This is a genomic window from Exiguobacterium sp. SH31, from assembly GCF_001816105.1.
GTDB lineage: Bacteria > Bacillota > Bacilli > Exiguobacteriales > Exiguobacteriaceae > Exiguobacterium > Exiguobacterium aurantiacum_A.
The window spans coordinates 1-17062 of record NZ_LYTG01000009.1 but is presented as its reverse complement, the minus strand read 5'-3'; the positions used below and the strand labels follow the sequence as shown (position 1 = coordinate 17062).

Genomic DNA, 17062 nt, shown 5'->3' with positions numbered 1-17062 from the left:
GGACGTGATCCCGTTCATTATCTAAAAAGTAATGATTACGATTTAAGGGTGGAGAACATGATGAAACGAATTCCAATTACAGTCTTGTCCGGATATTTGGGAAGTGGCAAGACGACGTTGCTCAATCATATGTTGAACAATCGGGATGGTAAAAAATATGCCGTCATCGTCAACGACATGAGCGAGCTGAACATCGATGAGCGATTGATTGACGGGGCAGGTTTTTCACGGACGGACGAGAAGTTGGTGGAGCTGTCTAACGGCTGCATCTGCTGCACGTTGCGAGAAGATTTACTCGAGGCGGTCAGCGAGATTGCGAACGACCGACAGCTCGACGGCATCATCATCGAGTCGTCTGGTATCTCGGAACCGATCCCGGTCGCGCAGACGTTTACATATGCGGATGACGCCTTGGGTATCGACTTGACGAGCCGTGTGTATGTTGACGCGATGGTGACGGTCGTCGACGCATATCGATTTTTAAAAGACTTCAACTCGGGCGAATCGCTGCATGAACGGAAACAGGCTGTCGACACGGGTGATGTCCGGGAAGTCGTCGACTTGCTCGTCGATCAAGTCGAGTTTGCCGACATCATCGTCCTCAACAAGGCGGACCGGGTCACGGAACCGGAACTGTACGAGATCGAAAGTCTGTTGCGCGCGTTAAACCCGGCGGCGCGACTTCTGACAAGTACTTACGGCAACGTGCCGTTGTCCGACCTGTTAGACGTGAACTTGTTCGACTTCGACCAGGCGATGCATGCCGCCGGATGGATCCAAGAGCTCGAGACAGACGACCATACCCCTGAAACCGAAGAGTACGGCATCAGTTCGTTCGTCTATCGCCGCCGCCGTCCGTTCCACCCGGAGCGTTTACATGCGTGGATCGAACAGTTCCCGGAAGAAGTTGTCCGGGCGAAAGGTTTTTTATGGATCGCTTCTCGGAATGACATCGCGTGCTTGTTCTCCCAAGCGGGGTACGCGTCGACGCTCGAACATGCCGGGCGTTGGCTCGCGACGCTTCCTGACGCGGAACGAAAGCAGATGTTCGCCGCCGAACCAGAGCTTGAGGCCGATTACATCGAGCCGTACGGCGACCGCCAGACGGAGCTCGTCTTGATCGGTCACCGAATGGACCGAGTGCGCGTCGAGCTCGAACTTGACGCCTGTCTACTGTCAGACGAAGAGATGGCGTCAGACTGGACAACGTTACGGGATACGCTTCCAGGAAACGGAATCGCGACGTTTTCATGATTTAACCGTTTACAATTCAGAATCGAACGGCTATACTTTTGCTTGCATGAACAACCGCATACATTGGACTACACTAGGGGTGCTTCGGCTGAGATGTGAGCATGGCTCCAATCCCTTATAACTCGATCCAGGTAATACTGGCGTGAGGAAGTGTGGCACTTTTTCTGATGAATTGATGATTGGATAAGTGGCCGCATTCTCATGGATGCGGCTTTTTTGTGTAACCAAATAAGGGGGGAATCATCATGAATCAACAATGTGGAACGAGCCCGATCGTCGGGTTCCGCTTTACGCTAAGCCCGATGACGTCAGAGTTCATACCGGTCATCAAAGGAGCACTCAAAGAAACTGATTTAAGCAACGTTTGGAGGCACACGGACGATGTATCGACCGTGATTCGCGGTCGGGCCGAGCACGTGTTTGACGTCGCGAAAGCAGTCTTGTCACACGCCACGAGAACAGGGGCGCATGTGTCGATGAGCGGGACGTTCTCGGCCGGCTGTCCGGGCGACACGGTCGGGGACAATCTGCTCGACGTTTCGAGTGAGCCGGTGAACGGGCGAGCGGCTGCCCAATACGTTTCATCACAGTTCGCACTCTACCCGCTCGGTGATGACGATTACATGGACATTATCTATGAAGAGGTCGATTTCGCGAAAGCACGGGGCGTCTTTAATGACACGATGCATTATGCTTCAGGGATCCACGGAGATATCGAGACGGTGTTCGCGTTTTATGAGGCGACGTTCAACCGCGTCCGCGAGAAGACGAGCCACGTCGTCATGACGGTCACGTTCAGTGTGAACAGTCCGTCGCACGAGGGACAACGTTGATGCTTAACTCATGGAAGTTGAAAGAAATCGTTTTGTTGTCGATTTTATCGGTCGTCTTTGCCGTCGTCTATTTGGCGTTCTTCCATGTGGGGAACTTGTGGGCCGGCTTGATTGGGCCGATCGCCTATGAATGGATTTTTGGGATTTGGTTCATCGTCTCGATTATTACCGCCTACATCATTCGAAAGCCAGGCGCCGCCTTTTTGTTGGAAGTGCTCGCAGCGTCGATCGAGATGATGATCGGCAATGCGATCGGTCCGCGCATCATCCTCGTCGGCATCATTCAAGGACTCGGCGCCGAAGCGGCGTTCGCACTAACCGGGTATAAGCGGTATGACTTGTGGGTGCTCATGCTCGCCGGATTCGGTGCGGCAGTGACGAGTTTCGCATATACGTACGTCATGGGAGGTCTCAGTGCGCTCAGTCCGACGTACGTGGCTTTGATGTTCGCACTACGGGCGACGAGCGGGATGCTCATCGCAGGGATCGGCGGGAAGATTTTGAGCGACTTGTTGCTTCGAACGGGTGCGCTAGAAGGATATGCCGTCACCCGGCAGAGGAAGGCACATGGTTGAGACCGAGCGTCTGGCGTTTCGTTTCCCGGGGGAAGGACGCGACGTATTGACGGATATCACACTTCGTCTTAAGGACGGCAGGACGCTCATCACCGGGGCGAGCGGGTCGGGGAAGTCGACTTTGTTCGCCTTGTTCAATCGGCTCTACCCGGACAACTGTGATGGGGTTGTGACGGGGCGATTGCATCTATTCGGTCGGTCCTATGCCACGTATCGGCCTGGTGAGGTGAATCGCCGCGTCGGGACGGTGTTTCAAGACCCGGACAGCCAGTTCGTCATGCAGACGGTCGAAGAAGAATTGATTTTCACGCTCGAAAACTTTTCGGTCGCCCGAAGCGAGATGATGGACCGTGTCTCAGCGATTTTGCACGAGTTACACTTGTCCGATTATCGCCACCGCACCATCCATGATTTATCAGGGGGCGAGAAGCAACAGATCGCCGTTGCCTGTGCCTTGATCGGATGTCCGGAATGGCTCTTACTCGACGAGCCGCTCTCACACCTCGACCCGGCGACGGCACGTCGGTTCGTTCGCTGGCTCGATAAGTCCGCACGGAACGTCAATATCGTCGTCATCGAGCATCGTCCGTACATGTGGGGCGACTTCTTTGACCGGCACCTGGAACTCGTGAACGGAAGGATCGCAGGCGATGGATCGTTCGTCGTTCAACCGGATTATACATTTACGCCGATTGAAACGACACGGGGCACAAACACATTATTTCAGATACCGAAAGTGAATCACAAAAAGTTTCAACTTGCAGCGAGCAAAATCGCAGTGGCCCCGGGGGATGTGATCGCCATCCTCGGTCGGAACGGCAGCGGCAAATCGACGTGGCTAAAAAGCCTGGCGCGGCATCACCGTGAAGTCGGGCTCGTCCCGCAATCCCCGGCGCATTTGTTTGTGACGAGTGACGTGTCGCGGGAACTAGCGTATGGACATAACCGTTCAATCGAGGACATGTTGGCACGCCTCGGGCTTGAACGTCTGCGTGACGCCCATCCACTCTCACTCAGTCACGGTCAAAAACGGAGACTCGCCATCGGGGTGATGCTTCTGTCGGGTAAACAACTGCTCGCGTTTGATGAACCGACGGCCGGTCAAGACGAGGCATCACTTCGAGCGCTCCATGCATTGATGGCTGAACGAGTCCGTGCGGGGCAGACGGTCTTGTTCGTAACGCACGATCTCAGTTTCGCCCGTGCCGCGAGCACGTATTATTTGATGGGTGACGGGAACTTGAGTGGGCCGTACGATGCGTCGATTTGGGACGACTCGGACTTATTGCGGGCCCACGGACTGTTGACGGAGGCGTTCTGATGACGTTTCACGAGATGAACCCGACAATCAAGTTCTTGACCGTGACGTGTCTCATGTTCGGTCTCGCCTTCATGTACAACCCGTGGACTCCGCTCGTCGTCTTCTTCGGCACACTCGTCCTCCAATTCATCTTTTCCGACGTGAGCTGGAAGCGATGGGGACTGTTCATGATCCCATTTTTACTGACCGCGCTCGGGACGCTTTGGACGACGCTCGTCTTCGGCAGAGAGGCGAGCGGGCAAGTCGTGTTCTCGCTCTTCGGCAATGATGTCACCGAGGAGAACGTGTTGTTGGCGGCGACACTTTCGCTTCGGGTCCTCGCCTTCACGGTCCTGTCGCTTCTGTTCACGCTGACGACGGACCCGAAGCGGTTCGTCTACAGTCTGATGCAGCAGGCGAGATTGTCCCCTAACATCGCCTATAGCGTCTTCGTCGGCTTTCGCTTTTTCCCGATTTTAAAGATCGAACTGATGCAGCTCTATGAAACGCATGCCTTACGTGGCGTGCGCCTCGACACCCGGATCGATCACGTGCGACACATCCCGAAACTCCTAATCCCGCTTCTTGCCGGCGCTATCCGTCAAGCCGAGCGGATCGCGTTCTCGATGGAGGCTCGGGGATTTACGGGTGAACATCGTTCTACGTACGAGGTGATTCCGGTCACGCGAAACGATTTTCTGTTGGCGTCACTCTTGTTCACGCTGTTCGGAGTAAGTGTATGGATCGGCGTGCGATAAAAAACAGGACGACTCATTTCGAGTCGTCCTCAGGCTGTTGACGAACCAAATCGCCCATCGCGATTTGGTTCGTCTCTTTTTGTGTTCATCGAGCTCGAGGCGCTCTGCCCGGCATAAAATTGAAGAAATGCTATGTAGACGGTCTTTTTCGGCCAACAGGTTGGCCAATTTCTTCATGTTTTGTGCGGTGGCTGCCACCAGGTTGGCGCACTGGACCTTCTCGGTTCCCCGGTAGAACGTGAAGCGGAGCCCGTGAAGCTCTTTCGCATCGGCGAACGAGCGCTCCACGGTCTGCGGCCGGAGACGATAGAGGTATCGTCCGGATTCGGACAGACGGTTCCGGTTCACCAATTCGCGATAGGTTTCATCAAGATGACGGGTGATGACGCGCCGGTGGGCACGATTGGACGTACACTTCTCGAGAAGCGGGCAGTTCTTACAGACGGCGGGGTCGGAGGCGTAGTGGTGATACCCGTGTCGGTCTGTCGTTCGATAGGTGAGACGCTGTTTCGCCGGGCAGACATAGACGTCTTCTTCTGATACATATTTGAAGCTCGTCCTCCGAAACATCCCCTTCTTCCCGCCGAAGCGGCGCCAGGCGATGACGCCGAAGACGCCGCGCTCGATGAGCGCCTTCGCAATCTCTGTCGTGAAGTACCCCACATCGAGGGCGACTGCCTCTAGCGGATAGCCGAATCGGCCGAGGATATGCTCGAGACGGGCGAGGTAGACGGTGCTGTCTGACACGTTCCCGGGCGTGACGTGCACATCGACGATGAAGTTGTGTTTGGCGTCGACCGTCCGGTGCGCCAGCCAGAAAAAGCCTTCCGGCTTCTGGTCACGATACATATAGCCCGCATCCGGGTCGGTCCGGCTCACCTTGATGAACCGGCTCTCCCTTTTCGGTGAGGCGGGCTTCAGCGCTTTTTTCCACGGTCCGACCGTTCTTCGTTCACCCGGTCTAGGAGCTCGCCCTCAATCGCGTTCACAACGCGCTCGACCTCGACCTTGTCGAACTTCTTCTTGTTCGCGTTGGCACGGATGTGGGTCGAGTCGGTGATCAGGATTCGCCCCGACACGAAGCCGTGGGCTTCGGCCTGACCCAAGATGTCCTCGAAGATCTGTTGGAAGACGTCCTTCCCTTTGAAGCGGCGCCGATAGGCCTGGCTGATCGTCGAATGGTCGGGTACCTTCTCATCAATCCCGAGCCCGAGGAACCAGCGGTAGGCGAGGTTCGTCTGGACCTCTTTAACCGTCTGGCGGACGGAACGGATGTTGAACAGCGGGCCGAGGAGGATGATCTTGATGATAATCTCGGGGTCGATGCCGGGCTGTCCGGTGTTCGAGTACAGCGGCGCGCAAAGGCGGTGCACGATCGAGAAATCGATGTGGCGGTCGATCTTTCGGACGAGGTGGTCTTGCGGGACCATTTGGTCCAGGGTGGTCTTCGTCTGAATCGGTTCATGTCTCTTCTCCGGGTGGGCACGGTACATATGGGGTTCCTCCCTAGTCAGCGGACGGGTTCGGCGTTTATCTGCCTTTTCCCGTTTTTACCGGTTCGAAGAACATGTCCGAGGCTTTTTCTTCGGCCATCGAGGCCTCAGAAAAAGACAAACGGCCGCCAGATGGCGACCGTTTGCGTTGCTCGTCCGACGGCGCCCCGACTCCTGCAGGAAAGCAATCCAACGGAGACCCAGCAGCGACATAAGTCGCGATGCGGCTCCGGGATTGCCTGTGGAAAGCGTGGGCGCCGGAAGGACGAGCGATTCTATTGATGTTAGTCAACAAGCTGAGGACGACTCATTTCGAGTCGTCCTGTTTTGTCTCTTTCAAGATCTTAAATTTCGGTTTGATCGATTCGTTATTGAACGCTTCGAGTACCGTATTTTCATTGGCCATGCGAATTTGTTGCGGTTCGCCTTTTGACGTCGTACCGATACAATACATACTCGCCTCGTGCTCGGCGAATAACGTCTTGTACAGCGTGGAATGGTGCATGAGGCGCCCAGGCGAACCCCAACCGACGATGATCATGCCGCCGCTCGTCTCGACCTCGTCGAGCGTCTCTTCCACGTAATGAAAGTTCACTTCGTCGAGTTGAGACTCGACGTAGGGTAGGTTGTCATTGATGGCGAGCGTCGGGACGAGACTGATGACGCGCATCTCGCGGATCGGTTTGTCCAAATGGTTCCGCATGAGCATGTAGGCGCGTTGAGTCGTCGTACCAGATAAAAATGCATCGCTCATCCGTGGAGAATAGATGATGACGGCACAGATCACCCCATCGACGACATCGGTGAATTCATACGTTCGCATGTAACGCTTTGTCTTGCCTTCGTTAAATATCGATTTGACTCGAATCGTCACTTCCTCGATATGCGTGTTCATGTTGTTTCCTCACTTTAACCAAGTAGTGCCGGGTCATGCCCAGCCTGCGAACCAATCGAGATACCGGATCGTATACCGGGCGACCTGCTGCGTTGTCGTCGTCGCGTCACCAGGCAGTAAAGACAGTTCGTCCTGGTACTGTTCATAAAAGGACATGACGTCTGACACGTACTGGTCACTCCGGTTATATTCAAAGATGGCGTTTTGAATCGATTCGACTGAATCATTTGTCTGCCCGCCGTGCTCGCTCAAATAGTAAGCGGCGGCATGGGCCGAGTCGACCAAACTGTGAGGATCGGCCTTGCCGTCATCATCCCCGTCTCTGCCTAAGCCGCCATATTGCTCAATCAGTGTTAAATCCGTCAGATCGACTTCGTCTTCCGGGACATCACCTTTTTGGTCGTCGGTATCGTACTGCCAACCGAGCCACGTCCGCGGCATGAATTGGAACGGTCCGATCGCGCCGACCGAAGAGCGCATCGATGAACTGTGCGAGAAGATCGTCTCGACGCGGTGGACGGCGGCGAGTAGCCGCCAATCGACGTCATAGGTGGCCGCGGCTTCCTTGTAGACGTCTTGGTGGACCGCCGGGATACCGTGGTCACCGTAGTAGGCCCGGTAGAGGGCGTTGTTCACTTTATCATGTTGACCAAACCAGCCGATTGCGCCGAGGCACAGCACGATCACAAGCATTACGCCGGTCAGTCGCAGCATCATTCGTTTCAAGATTCCGCCTCCTAGCTTTCTAGACAATACCCGAATAGTGTAGCATATAGCTAACAGGAAGGACAGGAGAGGATATAGATGCTTGAACAGGTCGTCTTTACGATTATTCTTGCGTATTTATTGATCGTACAACTATTCAACGCCCGGCTCGTGAAGCCGATGATCGAGGCGCTCGGGAGAACCCGTGTCTATGAAGAGACGATCAAGTCGGCATGGGGGCTGAGCCTGCTCTTACTAGCGCTCGTCTTCTTGTTCCAAGTCCCGCCGGAAGCGGTCGGTCTCGGGTTCGCGCCGCCGGATGGGGACGGGCGCGCCTGGCAGTATTTCTTCTTTTCGACCATAGTCATCTCAGGTCTCATCGCGTTCTATTTACTCGTCAAGACGTCGGCCGCGTTACGGACAAAGCTTCGGCCGTTTTACGGGCTTGAGATTGAACGGTTGCTCCTTCCGCGCACGACCGACGAAGCGAGGGCGTGGGGCGCAGTATCGTTCACGGCCGGGGCGACCGAAGAGTTCATATTCCGTGGCGTCCTCTTGTATACGATTTCTTTATACACGGACGTCCCGGACGCGACGCTCGCCATCATCGGGGGCGGGCTGTTCGGTCTGGCCCATGCGTACCAGGGTCCGAAAGGGGTTGTCACGACGGGCCTTGTCGGTTTCCTGTTCGGTTATTTATATTTGGCGATGGGAATATTGTGGCCGTTGATCATCATCCATACGTTGCTCGACTTGATCGCCGGGCCGATTCACGTCACCGACGCAAAAACTGACTGACAGCGTTCTCGTAGGCAGGTTGGTCTTTTAAGATACAATTCGTATGCTCGGCGCCGTGAATGAGTGCGAGCGCGTTCTGGCGGTTGAGTGCGTTCATCTCGACGGACATCCAGGTCGGGACAAAGTCGTCTTTCGTGCCATGGATGAACAACACTGGTGCAGTGATTGATGCGAGCGCTACTTTCGGTCGGACTTGCCGCATCGTGAACCGGGCCCGACTCCACAAGAAGTAATTGATGCCTGGCAACAACAAGTCACCCGGTAAGCGATGTAGCACGTTCAATTGGTGACGCATGAGTTGCCTCAAGTCATCAAACGGGCACTCGGCGATCAAAAAATCCACATCAGTGAGCGGTCCGGCCTGAAGAATCGTCGCGGCGCCCATCGATACGCCGTGAAGCCCGACTTGATCGACCGTCTCATGGTCACGTAACCACTCGACCCAGTCGACGATGTCATGTTTCTCGTGGTATCCGTACGAGGCGTACACCCCTTCCGACTCTCCGTGTGAGCGCAAGTCGACCGCAAGCAAGTTATAGCCGAGCCGGTGGAACATCGCCAAGTGCGGTGCCATAAAGCTGTGTGAGGCCGTATAACCGTGGACGAAAACAATCCATTTTTTATGATTGTTGTTCCGATAGACCCGTCCATACAGACGGTAGCCGTCACGAGAACGGAGGGAGACGTGCTCGAACGGCACGTCGTGATAAAAGGATTGATCTTCTTTCGTATAGGGTGCTAAGAGCATCTCGGGCGTCTTACGTTTTCCACGAGTCATCCGCTTGAACGCGTAATAACTGACGGCGTAATAGCCGGTGAACAAAGTCGCGAGACCGTACTTCCATTTTTTCTGCATATAAAACCGCTCCCTTCTTCATTATTGTACCCGAAACGAATCGTTTCGTTCACGTTCGAGTTACTAATGTCCGAGCATATGTGACCGAATTGTCTATAGAAGTGTGAACAAGGGTATTTGCCCCGTGAGTCGTTTGACATTATGCTGACGGCAGAAATGAAGGAGGCGGATGAACGTGACGCGTAAAGCGATGTATCGGATGATTCAAGCTTGTTTAATGGGGCGGACGGATTACGTGACCGAAGAGGGGATCAGCATCTATCACCGGGGGACGCACGAGACCACACATTTGTCGCCTGTACTCGATGCGTTGATCGAATGTTACTTGACCGGGACAACTCGCAGCATTCATCTGTCGCTACATACGCTCGCGGTAACCGCGGGCGTCAAACCAGATGAGGCGATGCGGGCGCTTCTGGCGTTATCCGACGTCTTCCTCGTCTCACATCATATCGAAGAGAGGCTCCTGAAGATTCGACGGATTGACATCGATGTGATGCGTACGTTATCCGTTCACATCACGTTCAGCGCCTGGTTGTCCTATCATCTCGATCTCATCCGTCATCCGGAAAGGCATCGGGTCGGTTGATGAAAACTTCAACACGCTGTCATCGATACTGAAAGAAGAGGAGCGTCATCCCTTCCGGGTCGGCGCTCCTCTTCTCATAATCAGTTAAAGTTCTTCGGTCTCCCCGATCAGAAGCGGGGTGTCCCCATGCTAGCGCCCCCGATTAAGCCGGTAGTGTGCGCGCATGTTAGAGCGTTTCGAGCTGACCGTCTCGTAGACGGAGCACCCGGTCGCACACATCAAGCATGCGCTCATCGTGGGTGATGACGATCACTCGCTTGTTCCGCTTATGCGCCGCTTCGGCGAGCCGCTCCATAACGAGGCGGCCGTTCGTATAATCGAGACTTGCTGTCGGTTCATCAGCCAACAGGAGCTTTGGGTCGTTGATGAGCGCGCGGGCCACAGCGACCCGTTGCCGTTCGCCGCCTGAGAGACGACTCGGCAACTCGTTCAATCGATGGCCGAGTCCGAAATCTGTCAACAGCTGTTTCGCGTCGCCGTCTGTGTCACTTTCCGCCTGAATGAGTGCAAGTTGTTCAATGACCGTCAAATACGGGATGAGGTGGGCGTCTTGAAAGACGAACCCGATCTCATTGAGGCGTAACTTCCGTCTCGCTTCTTCGTTGAGTGTAAATACATCGACCGTATCGAGATAGAGTGTTCCGGCATCCGGCTGTTTCAATAGCCCGAGAATTTGCAGGAGCGTACTCTTCCCGCTACCGCTCGGTCCGACGATCCCGATGCACTCACCAGGAGAGACGGTCAAGTCGATCCCAGACAAAATCGGTTGTTCATATGCGTGGTAAATGCCAGTCAGTTTCATGTCATTCGACCTCCTAAGGCGTCAGCTGCGTCGAGCCGGCGTAGTGTTTGTAGTGGCAAGATCGTCCCAAGGAGCGAGATGAGGACGAAGAGTGCGCTAAAGAGCATCACGTTCGCAAGCTCAAATTGAAATGGAATCGCTTCTGGGACGATACGTGTCGACAGCCATGTGATCAGTGACGCGACGCCGCTCGCGAAGACGACGGTGACGAACACTTGGCTGACGAGCGCTGTGCCGATCGAACGTGTCCGAATGCCGATTGCTTTTAAAATCCCGAGCTCTGGCAACTTTTGTAGCGTCACCATATAGAAGAATGCTGTCAAGATGAATGCGCCGATTACTAATAGAAAACCGCGCATCATATCGAACGTGCCTTGTTCGGCCGAATAGCCAGGAACGGACTCGATGATTTCTTGTTTCGTGTACGCGGAGAGGGACGTGTCGCCTTCTCCAAGTAAAGCAGACACGTAAGTCGGACCACCGGCCGCCTGTTGATAGGCGGCCCATGTCTCCATCGTCGTCCAGACGACCGGGGCGTGGCTGAACCGTCCATCCGTCACGCCGGCGATTGTGAAGCGATACCCACTCGTGAAATCTTCGACCGTATCTCCAACGACAAATGTCTCAAGAAAACTCGGGTCGACGAGCACTTCCCCGACGGCGAGGTCGAGTGACGGTCCAATCGACGAATTGGCCGGCAAGGCGAAAACGGTCGCATCGACTTTCGTCTCGTTCACGAACGTGAGCGGTTTGACTGCAAGGGGTGTCAAACTGTCCGTTGGCGCTTGTTCGATGAACGATCGCGTCAATTGACCTTCCGCGTCAGCGGACAAGTGAAACGTGTCTGTATCAAGTTCACGTACGGTCGCACCGTTATCATAAGCGAGCCCATCGGCGAGTCCGGTGATCAGCGTCGTCAACAAGACGATGAGCAGCGTGATCACAAAAATGAGCGAGAACCTCCGTTTTTGACGCCACATTTCTTTCAGTCCTAACTCCATAAAAAAACCTCCTTCATGTCGATGAAGGAAGCATAGCTGACGAACATGAACGGAATATGAACAAACCTAGAAGCGAACGATAAAGACGCTGCCACGCCCGAGCTCTGAAGTGACGAGGAGCTCCCCGCCGTGCAAGCGGACGATGTCATTCGAGATCGCGAGCCCGAGTCCGGTGCCGCGACTCGTCCGTGACAGATCGGCTTTATAGAAGCGTTCGAACAAGCGAGCCTTTGTCACATCGTCCATGCCGACACCTTCGTCTTGAATCGAGACGGTCGGACGTATCTCCTTATAGGCCCGAATCGTGATCATCCCGCCCTCATGTGAGGCATGAATCGCATTGGACAACAAGTTGGACCAAACTTGCGACAACAAGACGGGGTCGCCCGTGACGACGAGCGACGCATCGAGATCCGTCGTGACAGCGACTCCTTTTTGATCGAGTTCGAACGCGTGCATGCGAATCACGTCTTCGATGGAGCGGCCAATCGCGACCTCGGTCTGGAGAGACACGTTGGCCTCATCTAGACGGGCGAGCATCAACAGCTGTTTGGTCAACCCTGACAGACGTTCCGTCTCATTCCGGATGATCGTCGCATATTCTTTCGCCTCGCCTGTCGACTGATCGGCCAGAATACTCGCGTAGCCCGAGAGCGAAGTGAGCGGTGATTGGAATTCGTGCGATACGTTCGAGACGAACCGTCGCCGTTCACCTTCTGACTTTTCGAGTGAATCGACCATGAGGGCGAAACGACGTGCGAGCGTACCGATCTCATCATGACGATTGAGCGGGAGCGAACTCGGGCGCTCTCCGGAGGCGACAGAGCTCGTCGCAGCCGTGAGGATTTTAAGCGGCCGGACGAGCAGCGTGGTCGCCAAGGCGATCAAAATGAAAGCCGAAGCGGTCAGAACGGCGAAAAATAGTCCGACGAACAGATGAAGCTCACGAATTTGGGCACTCAAGTCCGGACGCAGGAAGACGGCATCATCCCCGTCAGCCCCTGCGACGTTGAAGCCGTACGTATTGATCACCTCGTTATCGAACAGACCGAGCAAAAACAAGTGGAACGGGTAATCGCGCATCCCTTCATAGGCGATGCCCGAGCGGACCGCATCGATCGTTTCGTCATCGATCGTCTCGTCCCGGAACGCTCCACCGTAACGCATGATGCGATCGTCAGGTTTGACGACGAACAGTTGGTAGCCGCTTTGAGCGAGCAACGAATAAAATGCGGTCTCGTCCTGATCGGTATGATTGTCAAAGTAGCCGCGCGCGGAACTTGCCATCTGTTCAGTCTTCGCACTATACGATGGCTGCCACCACGTGTAGTAGGCGACGTTACTGACGAGCAGGGCGATGGCACCCGACAAGAGTAAAATCATGAACACGGTCACGACGATTCTCGAATAGAGCGATCTCATGGCCTCACCTCGAGCGTGTAGCCGATGCCCCGGACAGTTCGGATTATGACCGTCTCATCGGGGAGGCGGCTGCGGAGCCGTTTGATGTGGACATCGATCGTCCGGTCGTCACCGTCAAACTCTAACCCCCATACGTTCTCGATCAGCTCGTCGCGACTGAACACGCGTCCCGGAAAGGCCGCGAGCTGATACAATAGCTCAAATTCACGTTTTGGCAGGTGAATCGTCTCTTGATTGAAGGTGAGGCGATATTCCCGGAGATTTAACGTGAGCGGCCCGGCCTTGATCAATGAGGCGGCGACTTTTTCATACCGTTTGGCCACGGCTTGAAGCCGGAATAATAGTTCTTCCGGAATGAACGGTTTTGTCATGTAGTCATCGGCGCCATGCTCGAACCCGCTCCGTTTGTCTTCCCATTCCCCGAGCGCCGTCAGCAAAATGACGGGGATGTCCACGAGTTCCTTCAAACGATGACACAACTGTCGCCCGTCCATCCCGGGCAACATGATGTCAATGACAGCGGCGTCGGCCGGGTTCGATAAAAATAATTGCTCAGCCACGTGTCCGTCCATGGCGACCGACACGTGATGCCCGGCCTGCCGCAGCGTCCCCTCAATGAGGCGCAAGATGGCCGGGTCGTCTTCTACGATCAATACGTGCATATCCCTCTTCCTTTCCATATGGCGACCACGGTGAAAACAGGTGGCCTCGGGTAATCCGAAGCCACCTGTCCAAATACGGTCACGTCGCTTTCGTCAATTCGGCGTGAAGTGATCGCAGCGCCCGTAAAAAGGCGTCTTTAAAGTATTTGTCTTCTTTGACTTCGAGAGTCTCGACGGCGGCCGCGTCACCAGCGCTTGCTTTGACGAGCAAGTTGACGACCGTATTCCAGCGTTTCACATGTTCCGGTCGAGGATGGTTCAACGCTTGGGTCAGTGTGAACCAATACGGCTGGTCGCGTCGTTGTAGCGTGGCGATCATTTGTTTGGCCGTCTTCGCTTCGTCTTCGGTCGGCAGGGTCGCCGTATCAAACCAGCCGAGCAGTCCCGCGCTCATCGCCTCGAACTGGACCGACATGTCGGCGTCAATCGGTTCGCGCCCGAACTCGGAAATATTGACGAAAACGAGCCGGTCTTTGCGGTCGAGATGAGTGATCCAGCCTTTGACGGATTTAAGTTTGTCTTTTTCTTTCGACTGGGCTTTGATCGTGTACCCGTTCAATTTACCGATATAGATGCGGAATTGCCCGCGGTCGAGTTGTTTGTCGACCTTGAATTCGACATCTTGTCCGATCGTGAACGGCGAGTTTTGCTTGTTTAACGTCTCACCTTTCTTCAATTCCGGACGTCTGACGATGTAACGGAGCGCTTCCTGCTCGGTCCGGTCGTCGAGCGTCCATAGGTTATGAGGCGTAACATTTTTAAAGCGATGGCGGCGTACGAAAATGTACTGGTCGAGCGCCTCGACGGCGTCCGCGGCAGGACGTTTTCCGGACAAGTAGTCGTCTGCGATGTCGCGAAGCGTCAGCGACTCGAGTCGGTCGATATGTCCGGCGTACGGGACGCTACCGACGACAAACAGGGCGGTAGCGATCAATTCGCTTTCACGAGGGGTCAAAGGGCGTTTGGCCATGGTGCACTTCCTCTCTTGATTCATATCTTTAGTATAACAAAAACAGATTTCATCATGTTGTGCGAATCGAGCCGTTGGAAAATTTGTACAGGTATACAGGATTTCGGCATTTTATTCCGAATAGTTGTTAACATAGACGGATCAGTGGAGATTGAGATGAGGTGAAGAGATGAAGCTGTCGATTGAGTCTGGGGATTATGTCGTGTTGATCGAGATCAATAAAGAAGTGTTGAAATGTACGTCGCTTGAACAAGCCGATTATGTGGACCGGGATCGCTATGAATTGGTCGGGCGGATGAGTGAAAGGCTCCCGGCTGAAGTGATCGTCCCTTCGATCATCGACTATATCCGCTTTGGAAGTGGCTATATCGGTGACAATATCGTCTGGAATAAAGAGACGGAGTCATTCTTCTGTCAACAGTTTGAAACGATTGACGGTTCGCCGCTCGGTGAAGATTTAGATGGTTTTACACCGGACCCTTACCGGACGGAGTTGGCCCGGTATTATACGTACTTGACGATCGGTAAAATTATCGATTTTGAGATGGAACATCCTGATGAGCTGGACTACTGGTAAACCGTCAGAAAAATGTCACAACCTTTTTTTTAGAAAAAAGGGAAATCCGTCGTGAAATTTGAGATAATGGGTAAATCTTAGGAAGTTTGGAATGGAGCGTAAGGCGATGAAAAAAATTCTTCTACTGACGGCTTTGACGTTACTCGTGCCTTCGACTGCCGGGGCGTCTAAGCCGGTGTTGTTAGAGAAGCATGGGTACGTTGTGACAGAGCCGCGGGTCGGGAACCAATATTACATCAAGCAGACCGGTACCGATTTAGCGTGGAACACGACCCGTGGGGCGTCAGACATTGTCGTCGCCTTGATCGATTCATCTGCAGACCGGAGCCATAAAGAGCTCTATAACGTACCACGAGTCGTCAATTCGATTAAAGGGCCATACAGTGTCGACTACCACGGCACGCACACGGCCGGAATCATGTCGGGGCTGCACAATAAATTTGGGATGGCCGGTCTCGCACCGAACGTCCGCTATCATTTCTATAACGTCTTCTACGGGAAGAACTCAGAGTTCACGGATTCGTGGACGGTCGCCAAAGCCGTCGACACGGCCGTTGCCAAAGGTGCGAACATCATCAATTTGTCACTCGGGGGACAGGATTATGATAAAGTGCTCGCCGACTCGATCCGCCGGGCCCGGGCGAAAGGTGTCGTCATCGTCGCCTCGTCTGGAAATGACGGCGCGAAGACTTCTTTCCCCGCCAATATGAAAGAAGTCATCGCCGTCGGAGCGGTCGATGCGAATCGCCGTGTCGCCTCGTTCAGCAACATGGATAGCCAAGTGAAAATCGTCGCACCGGGCGTGAACATTTTATCGCTCGGCGTCAAGAACAGTTTTATCTACATGGATGGGACATCGATGGCGGCGCCGATGGTCTCGTCTGGGCTTGCGCTCGTCAAGTCGGTCAATCCGTTTTTGACACCGGCTGAGATCGAGGGACTGCTTCAAAAAATGCCTCGCGTCAGCGGGAAGACGTACACCGAACTGAATACGAAGCGGTTGCTTGACGCGACGCCGCGTCCGATCACGATCACGTCACCAGCGACGTTGCGGAATCGTTATGTGACGGAGGCGAAGTTGGCGCTTTCGAACAAACCGAACTTGAAGACGTCTTATTATCTCTATCAGGGAACGCGCAAAGTGAAGACGCTGACCGCAAAAAATCCGGCGTTTACCATGTTCGCCGGTGGGGACTGGCTCCCGAGCGGGCAGTACCGTCTGACCGCGGTCGTGACGGACGGGAAATTTAAACGTTCGACGAGCCGTTCGTTCAAGTATGTGAACCCGGTCAAACCGTCCGTGGCGATCAAAGTGGCTGATGCGCAGACGTTCGAACTGACGACGACGCGCAAAGGGACCGTCACCGTGCTCGATAAAGACAATCAAGTCGTCTATGAGGCACTGCATGTACCAGGAACGTTTCCGGTTCGTAAAAGTACCACTGAAGGCCTTACCGTCCTCTTGAAACCGACCGACATCTCGGAAAAAGTCGTCTCGACGAAGTATGCCCCGGCATTACCTGTCGTCGAAGAAACAACAGACACGACGGAAGCAACATAAAAAAAACGCCG

Annotated in this window: 17 protein-coding genes, 1 pseudogene and 1 riboswitch; of the genes and pseudogenes, 9 read left to right on the top strand and 9 right to left on the bottom strand. The window is 54.4% G+C overall.

The features are described 5' to 3' along the window. The first annotated feature begins 60 nt into the window (after nt 1-60). The 5 genes from A6395_RS01480 to A6395_RS01460 all read left to right on the top strand — a co-directional run bounded on the left by A6395_RS01480 (nt 61) and on the right by A6395_RS01460 (nt 4720). The gene (locus tag A6395_RS01480; RefSeq protein ID WP_071397591.1) at nt 61-1254 is read left to right on the top strand and encodes a GTP-binding protein; all 1194 of its coding nucleotides are present in this window, start codon (nt 61-63) and stop codon (nt 1252-1254) included. A 65-nt stretch (nt 1255-1319) separates the two neighbouring features. Then, nucleotides 1320-1420: riboswitch (TPP riboswitch) on the top strand. Between the two features lie 79 nt (nt 1421-1499). Beyond that, nucleotides 1500-2087 (top strand): YkoF family thiamine/hydroxymethylpyrimidine-binding protein, encoded by a 588-nt coding sequence (locus A6395_RS01475; RefSeq protein WP_071397589.1) that lies wholly within the window; start codon nt 1500-1502, stop codon nt 2085-2087. Continuing rightward, on the top strand, nt 2087-2662 hold the full coding sequence (locus A6395_RS01470) for an ECF transporter S component (protein WP_071397588.1): 576 nt from the start codon (nt 2087-2089) through the stop codon (nt 2660-2662). The genes A6395_RS01475 and A6395_RS01470 overlap by 1 nt, the downstream gene beginning before the upstream one ends. Continuing rightward, nucleotides 2655-3983 (top strand): ABC transporter ATP-binding protein, encoded by a 1329-nt coding sequence (locus A6395_RS01465; RefSeq protein WP_071397587.1) that lies wholly within the window; start codon nt 2655-2657, stop codon nt 3981-3983. The genes A6395_RS01470 and A6395_RS01465 overlap by 8 nt, the downstream gene beginning before the upstream one ends. Then, a complete protein-coding gene (locus A6395_RS01460) occupies nt 3983-4720 on the top strand; it encodes an energy-coupling factor transporter transmembrane component T family protein (protein WP_071397586.1) in 738 nt (245 codons plus the stop codon). The genes A6395_RS01465 and A6395_RS01460 overlap by 1 nt, the downstream gene beginning before the upstream one ends. Before the next feature lie 153 nt (nt 4721-4873). Here A6395_RS01460 and A6395_RS15640 read toward each other — a convergent pair. The 3 genes and pseudogenes from A6395_RS15640 to A6395_RS01440 all read right to left on the bottom strand — a co-directional run. After that, nucleotides 4874-6213 (bottom strand): annotated as a pseudogene (locus tag A6395_RS15640) (IS1182 family transposase); the annotation flags it as partial. A 307-nt stretch (nt 6214-6520) separates the two neighbouring features. Then, a complete protein-coding gene (locus A6395_RS01445) occupies nt 6521-7108 on the bottom strand; it encodes a DUF1643 domain-containing protein (protein ID WP_071397583.1) in 588 nt (195 codons plus the stop codon). Between the two features lie 33 nt (nt 7109-7141). Next, complete coding sequence (locus A6395_RS01440) at nt 7142-7825, bottom strand: lysozyme family protein (RefSeq protein ID WP_233589586.1); 684 nt, start codon at nt 7823-7825, stop codon at nt 7142-7144. Between the two features lie 87 nt (nt 7826-7912). On the opposite strand from A6395_RS01440, the gene A6395_RS01435 reads away from it, so the two are divergent. Further along, on the top strand, nt 7913-8611 hold the full coding sequence (locus A6395_RS01435) for a CPBP family intramembrane glutamic endopeptidase (protein ID WP_071397582.1): 699 nt from the start codon (nt 7913-7915) through the stop codon (nt 8609-8611). Here A6395_RS01435 and A6395_RS01430 read toward each other — a convergent pair. Further along, the gene (locus A6395_RS01430) at nt 8589-9467 is read right to left on the bottom strand and encodes an alpha/beta hydrolase (RefSeq protein ID WP_071397581.1); all 879 of its coding nucleotides are present in this window, start codon (nt 9465-9467) and stop codon (nt 8589-8591) included. The genes A6395_RS01435 and A6395_RS01430 overlap by 23 nt on opposite strands. Nucleotides 9468-9642: 175 nt before the next feature. On the opposite strand from A6395_RS01430, the gene A6395_RS01425 reads away from it, so the two are divergent. Next, nucleotides 9643-10056 (top strand): hypothetical protein, encoded by a 414-nt coding sequence (locus A6395_RS01425; protein ID WP_131442867.1) that lies wholly within the window; start codon nt 9643-9645, stop codon nt 10054-10056. A 166-nt stretch (nt 10057-10222) separates the two neighbouring features. On the opposite strand, the gene A6395_RS01420 is transcribed toward A6395_RS01425, so the two are convergent. The 5 genes from A6395_RS01420 to A6395_RS01400 form a co-directional block, all read right to left on the bottom strand. Beyond that, the gene (locus A6395_RS01420) at nt 10223-10858 is read right to left on the bottom strand and encodes an ABC transporter ATP-binding protein (protein ID WP_071397579.1); all 636 of its coding nucleotides are present in this window, start codon (nt 10856-10858) and stop codon (nt 10223-10225) included. Next, complete coding sequence (locus A6395_RS01415; protein WP_071397578.1) at nt 10855-11859, bottom strand: ABC transporter permease; 1005 nt, start codon at nt 11857-11859, stop codon at nt 10855-10857. The genes A6395_RS01420 and A6395_RS01415 overlap by 4 nt, the downstream gene beginning before the upstream one ends. 66 nt (nt 11860-11925) lie before the next feature. Beyond that, entirely contained in the window at nt 11926-13281 is a 1356-nt protein-coding gene (locus A6395_RS01410) for a sensor histidine kinase (protein WP_071397577.1), read from the bottom strand. Further along, nucleotides 13278-13943 carry a response regulator transcription factor gene (locus A6395_RS01405; RefSeq protein ID WP_071397576.1) on the bottom strand — a complete coding sequence of 222 codons (666 nt, stop codon included), beginning with the start codon at nt 13941-13943 and terminating at the stop codon, nt 13278-13280. The genes A6395_RS01410 and A6395_RS01405 overlap by 4 nt, the downstream gene beginning before the upstream one ends. A gap of 79 nt (nt 13944-14022) precedes the next feature. Continuing rightward, the gene (locus tag A6395_RS01400; RefSeq protein WP_071397575.1) at nt 14023-14913 is read right to left on the bottom strand and encodes a hypothetical protein; all 891 of its coding nucleotides are present in this window, start codon (nt 14911-14913) and stop codon (nt 14023-14025) included. Nucleotides 14914-15082: 169 nt separating this feature from the next. Here A6395_RS01400 and A6395_RS01395 point away from each other — a divergent pair, with 169 nt between their 5' ends. Further along, nucleotides 15083-15490, top strand: a complete 408-nt coding sequence (locus A6395_RS01395) for a hypothetical protein (protein ID WP_071397574.1) — start codon at nt 15083-15085, stop codon at nt 15488-15490. 106 nt (nt 15491-15596) lie between these two features. Next, complete coding sequence (locus tag A6395_RS01390; protein ID WP_233589547.1) at nt 15597-17051, top strand: S8 family peptidase; 1455 nt, start codon at nt 15597-15599, stop codon at nt 17049-17051. Nucleotides 17052-17062: the final 11 nt, after the last annotated feature.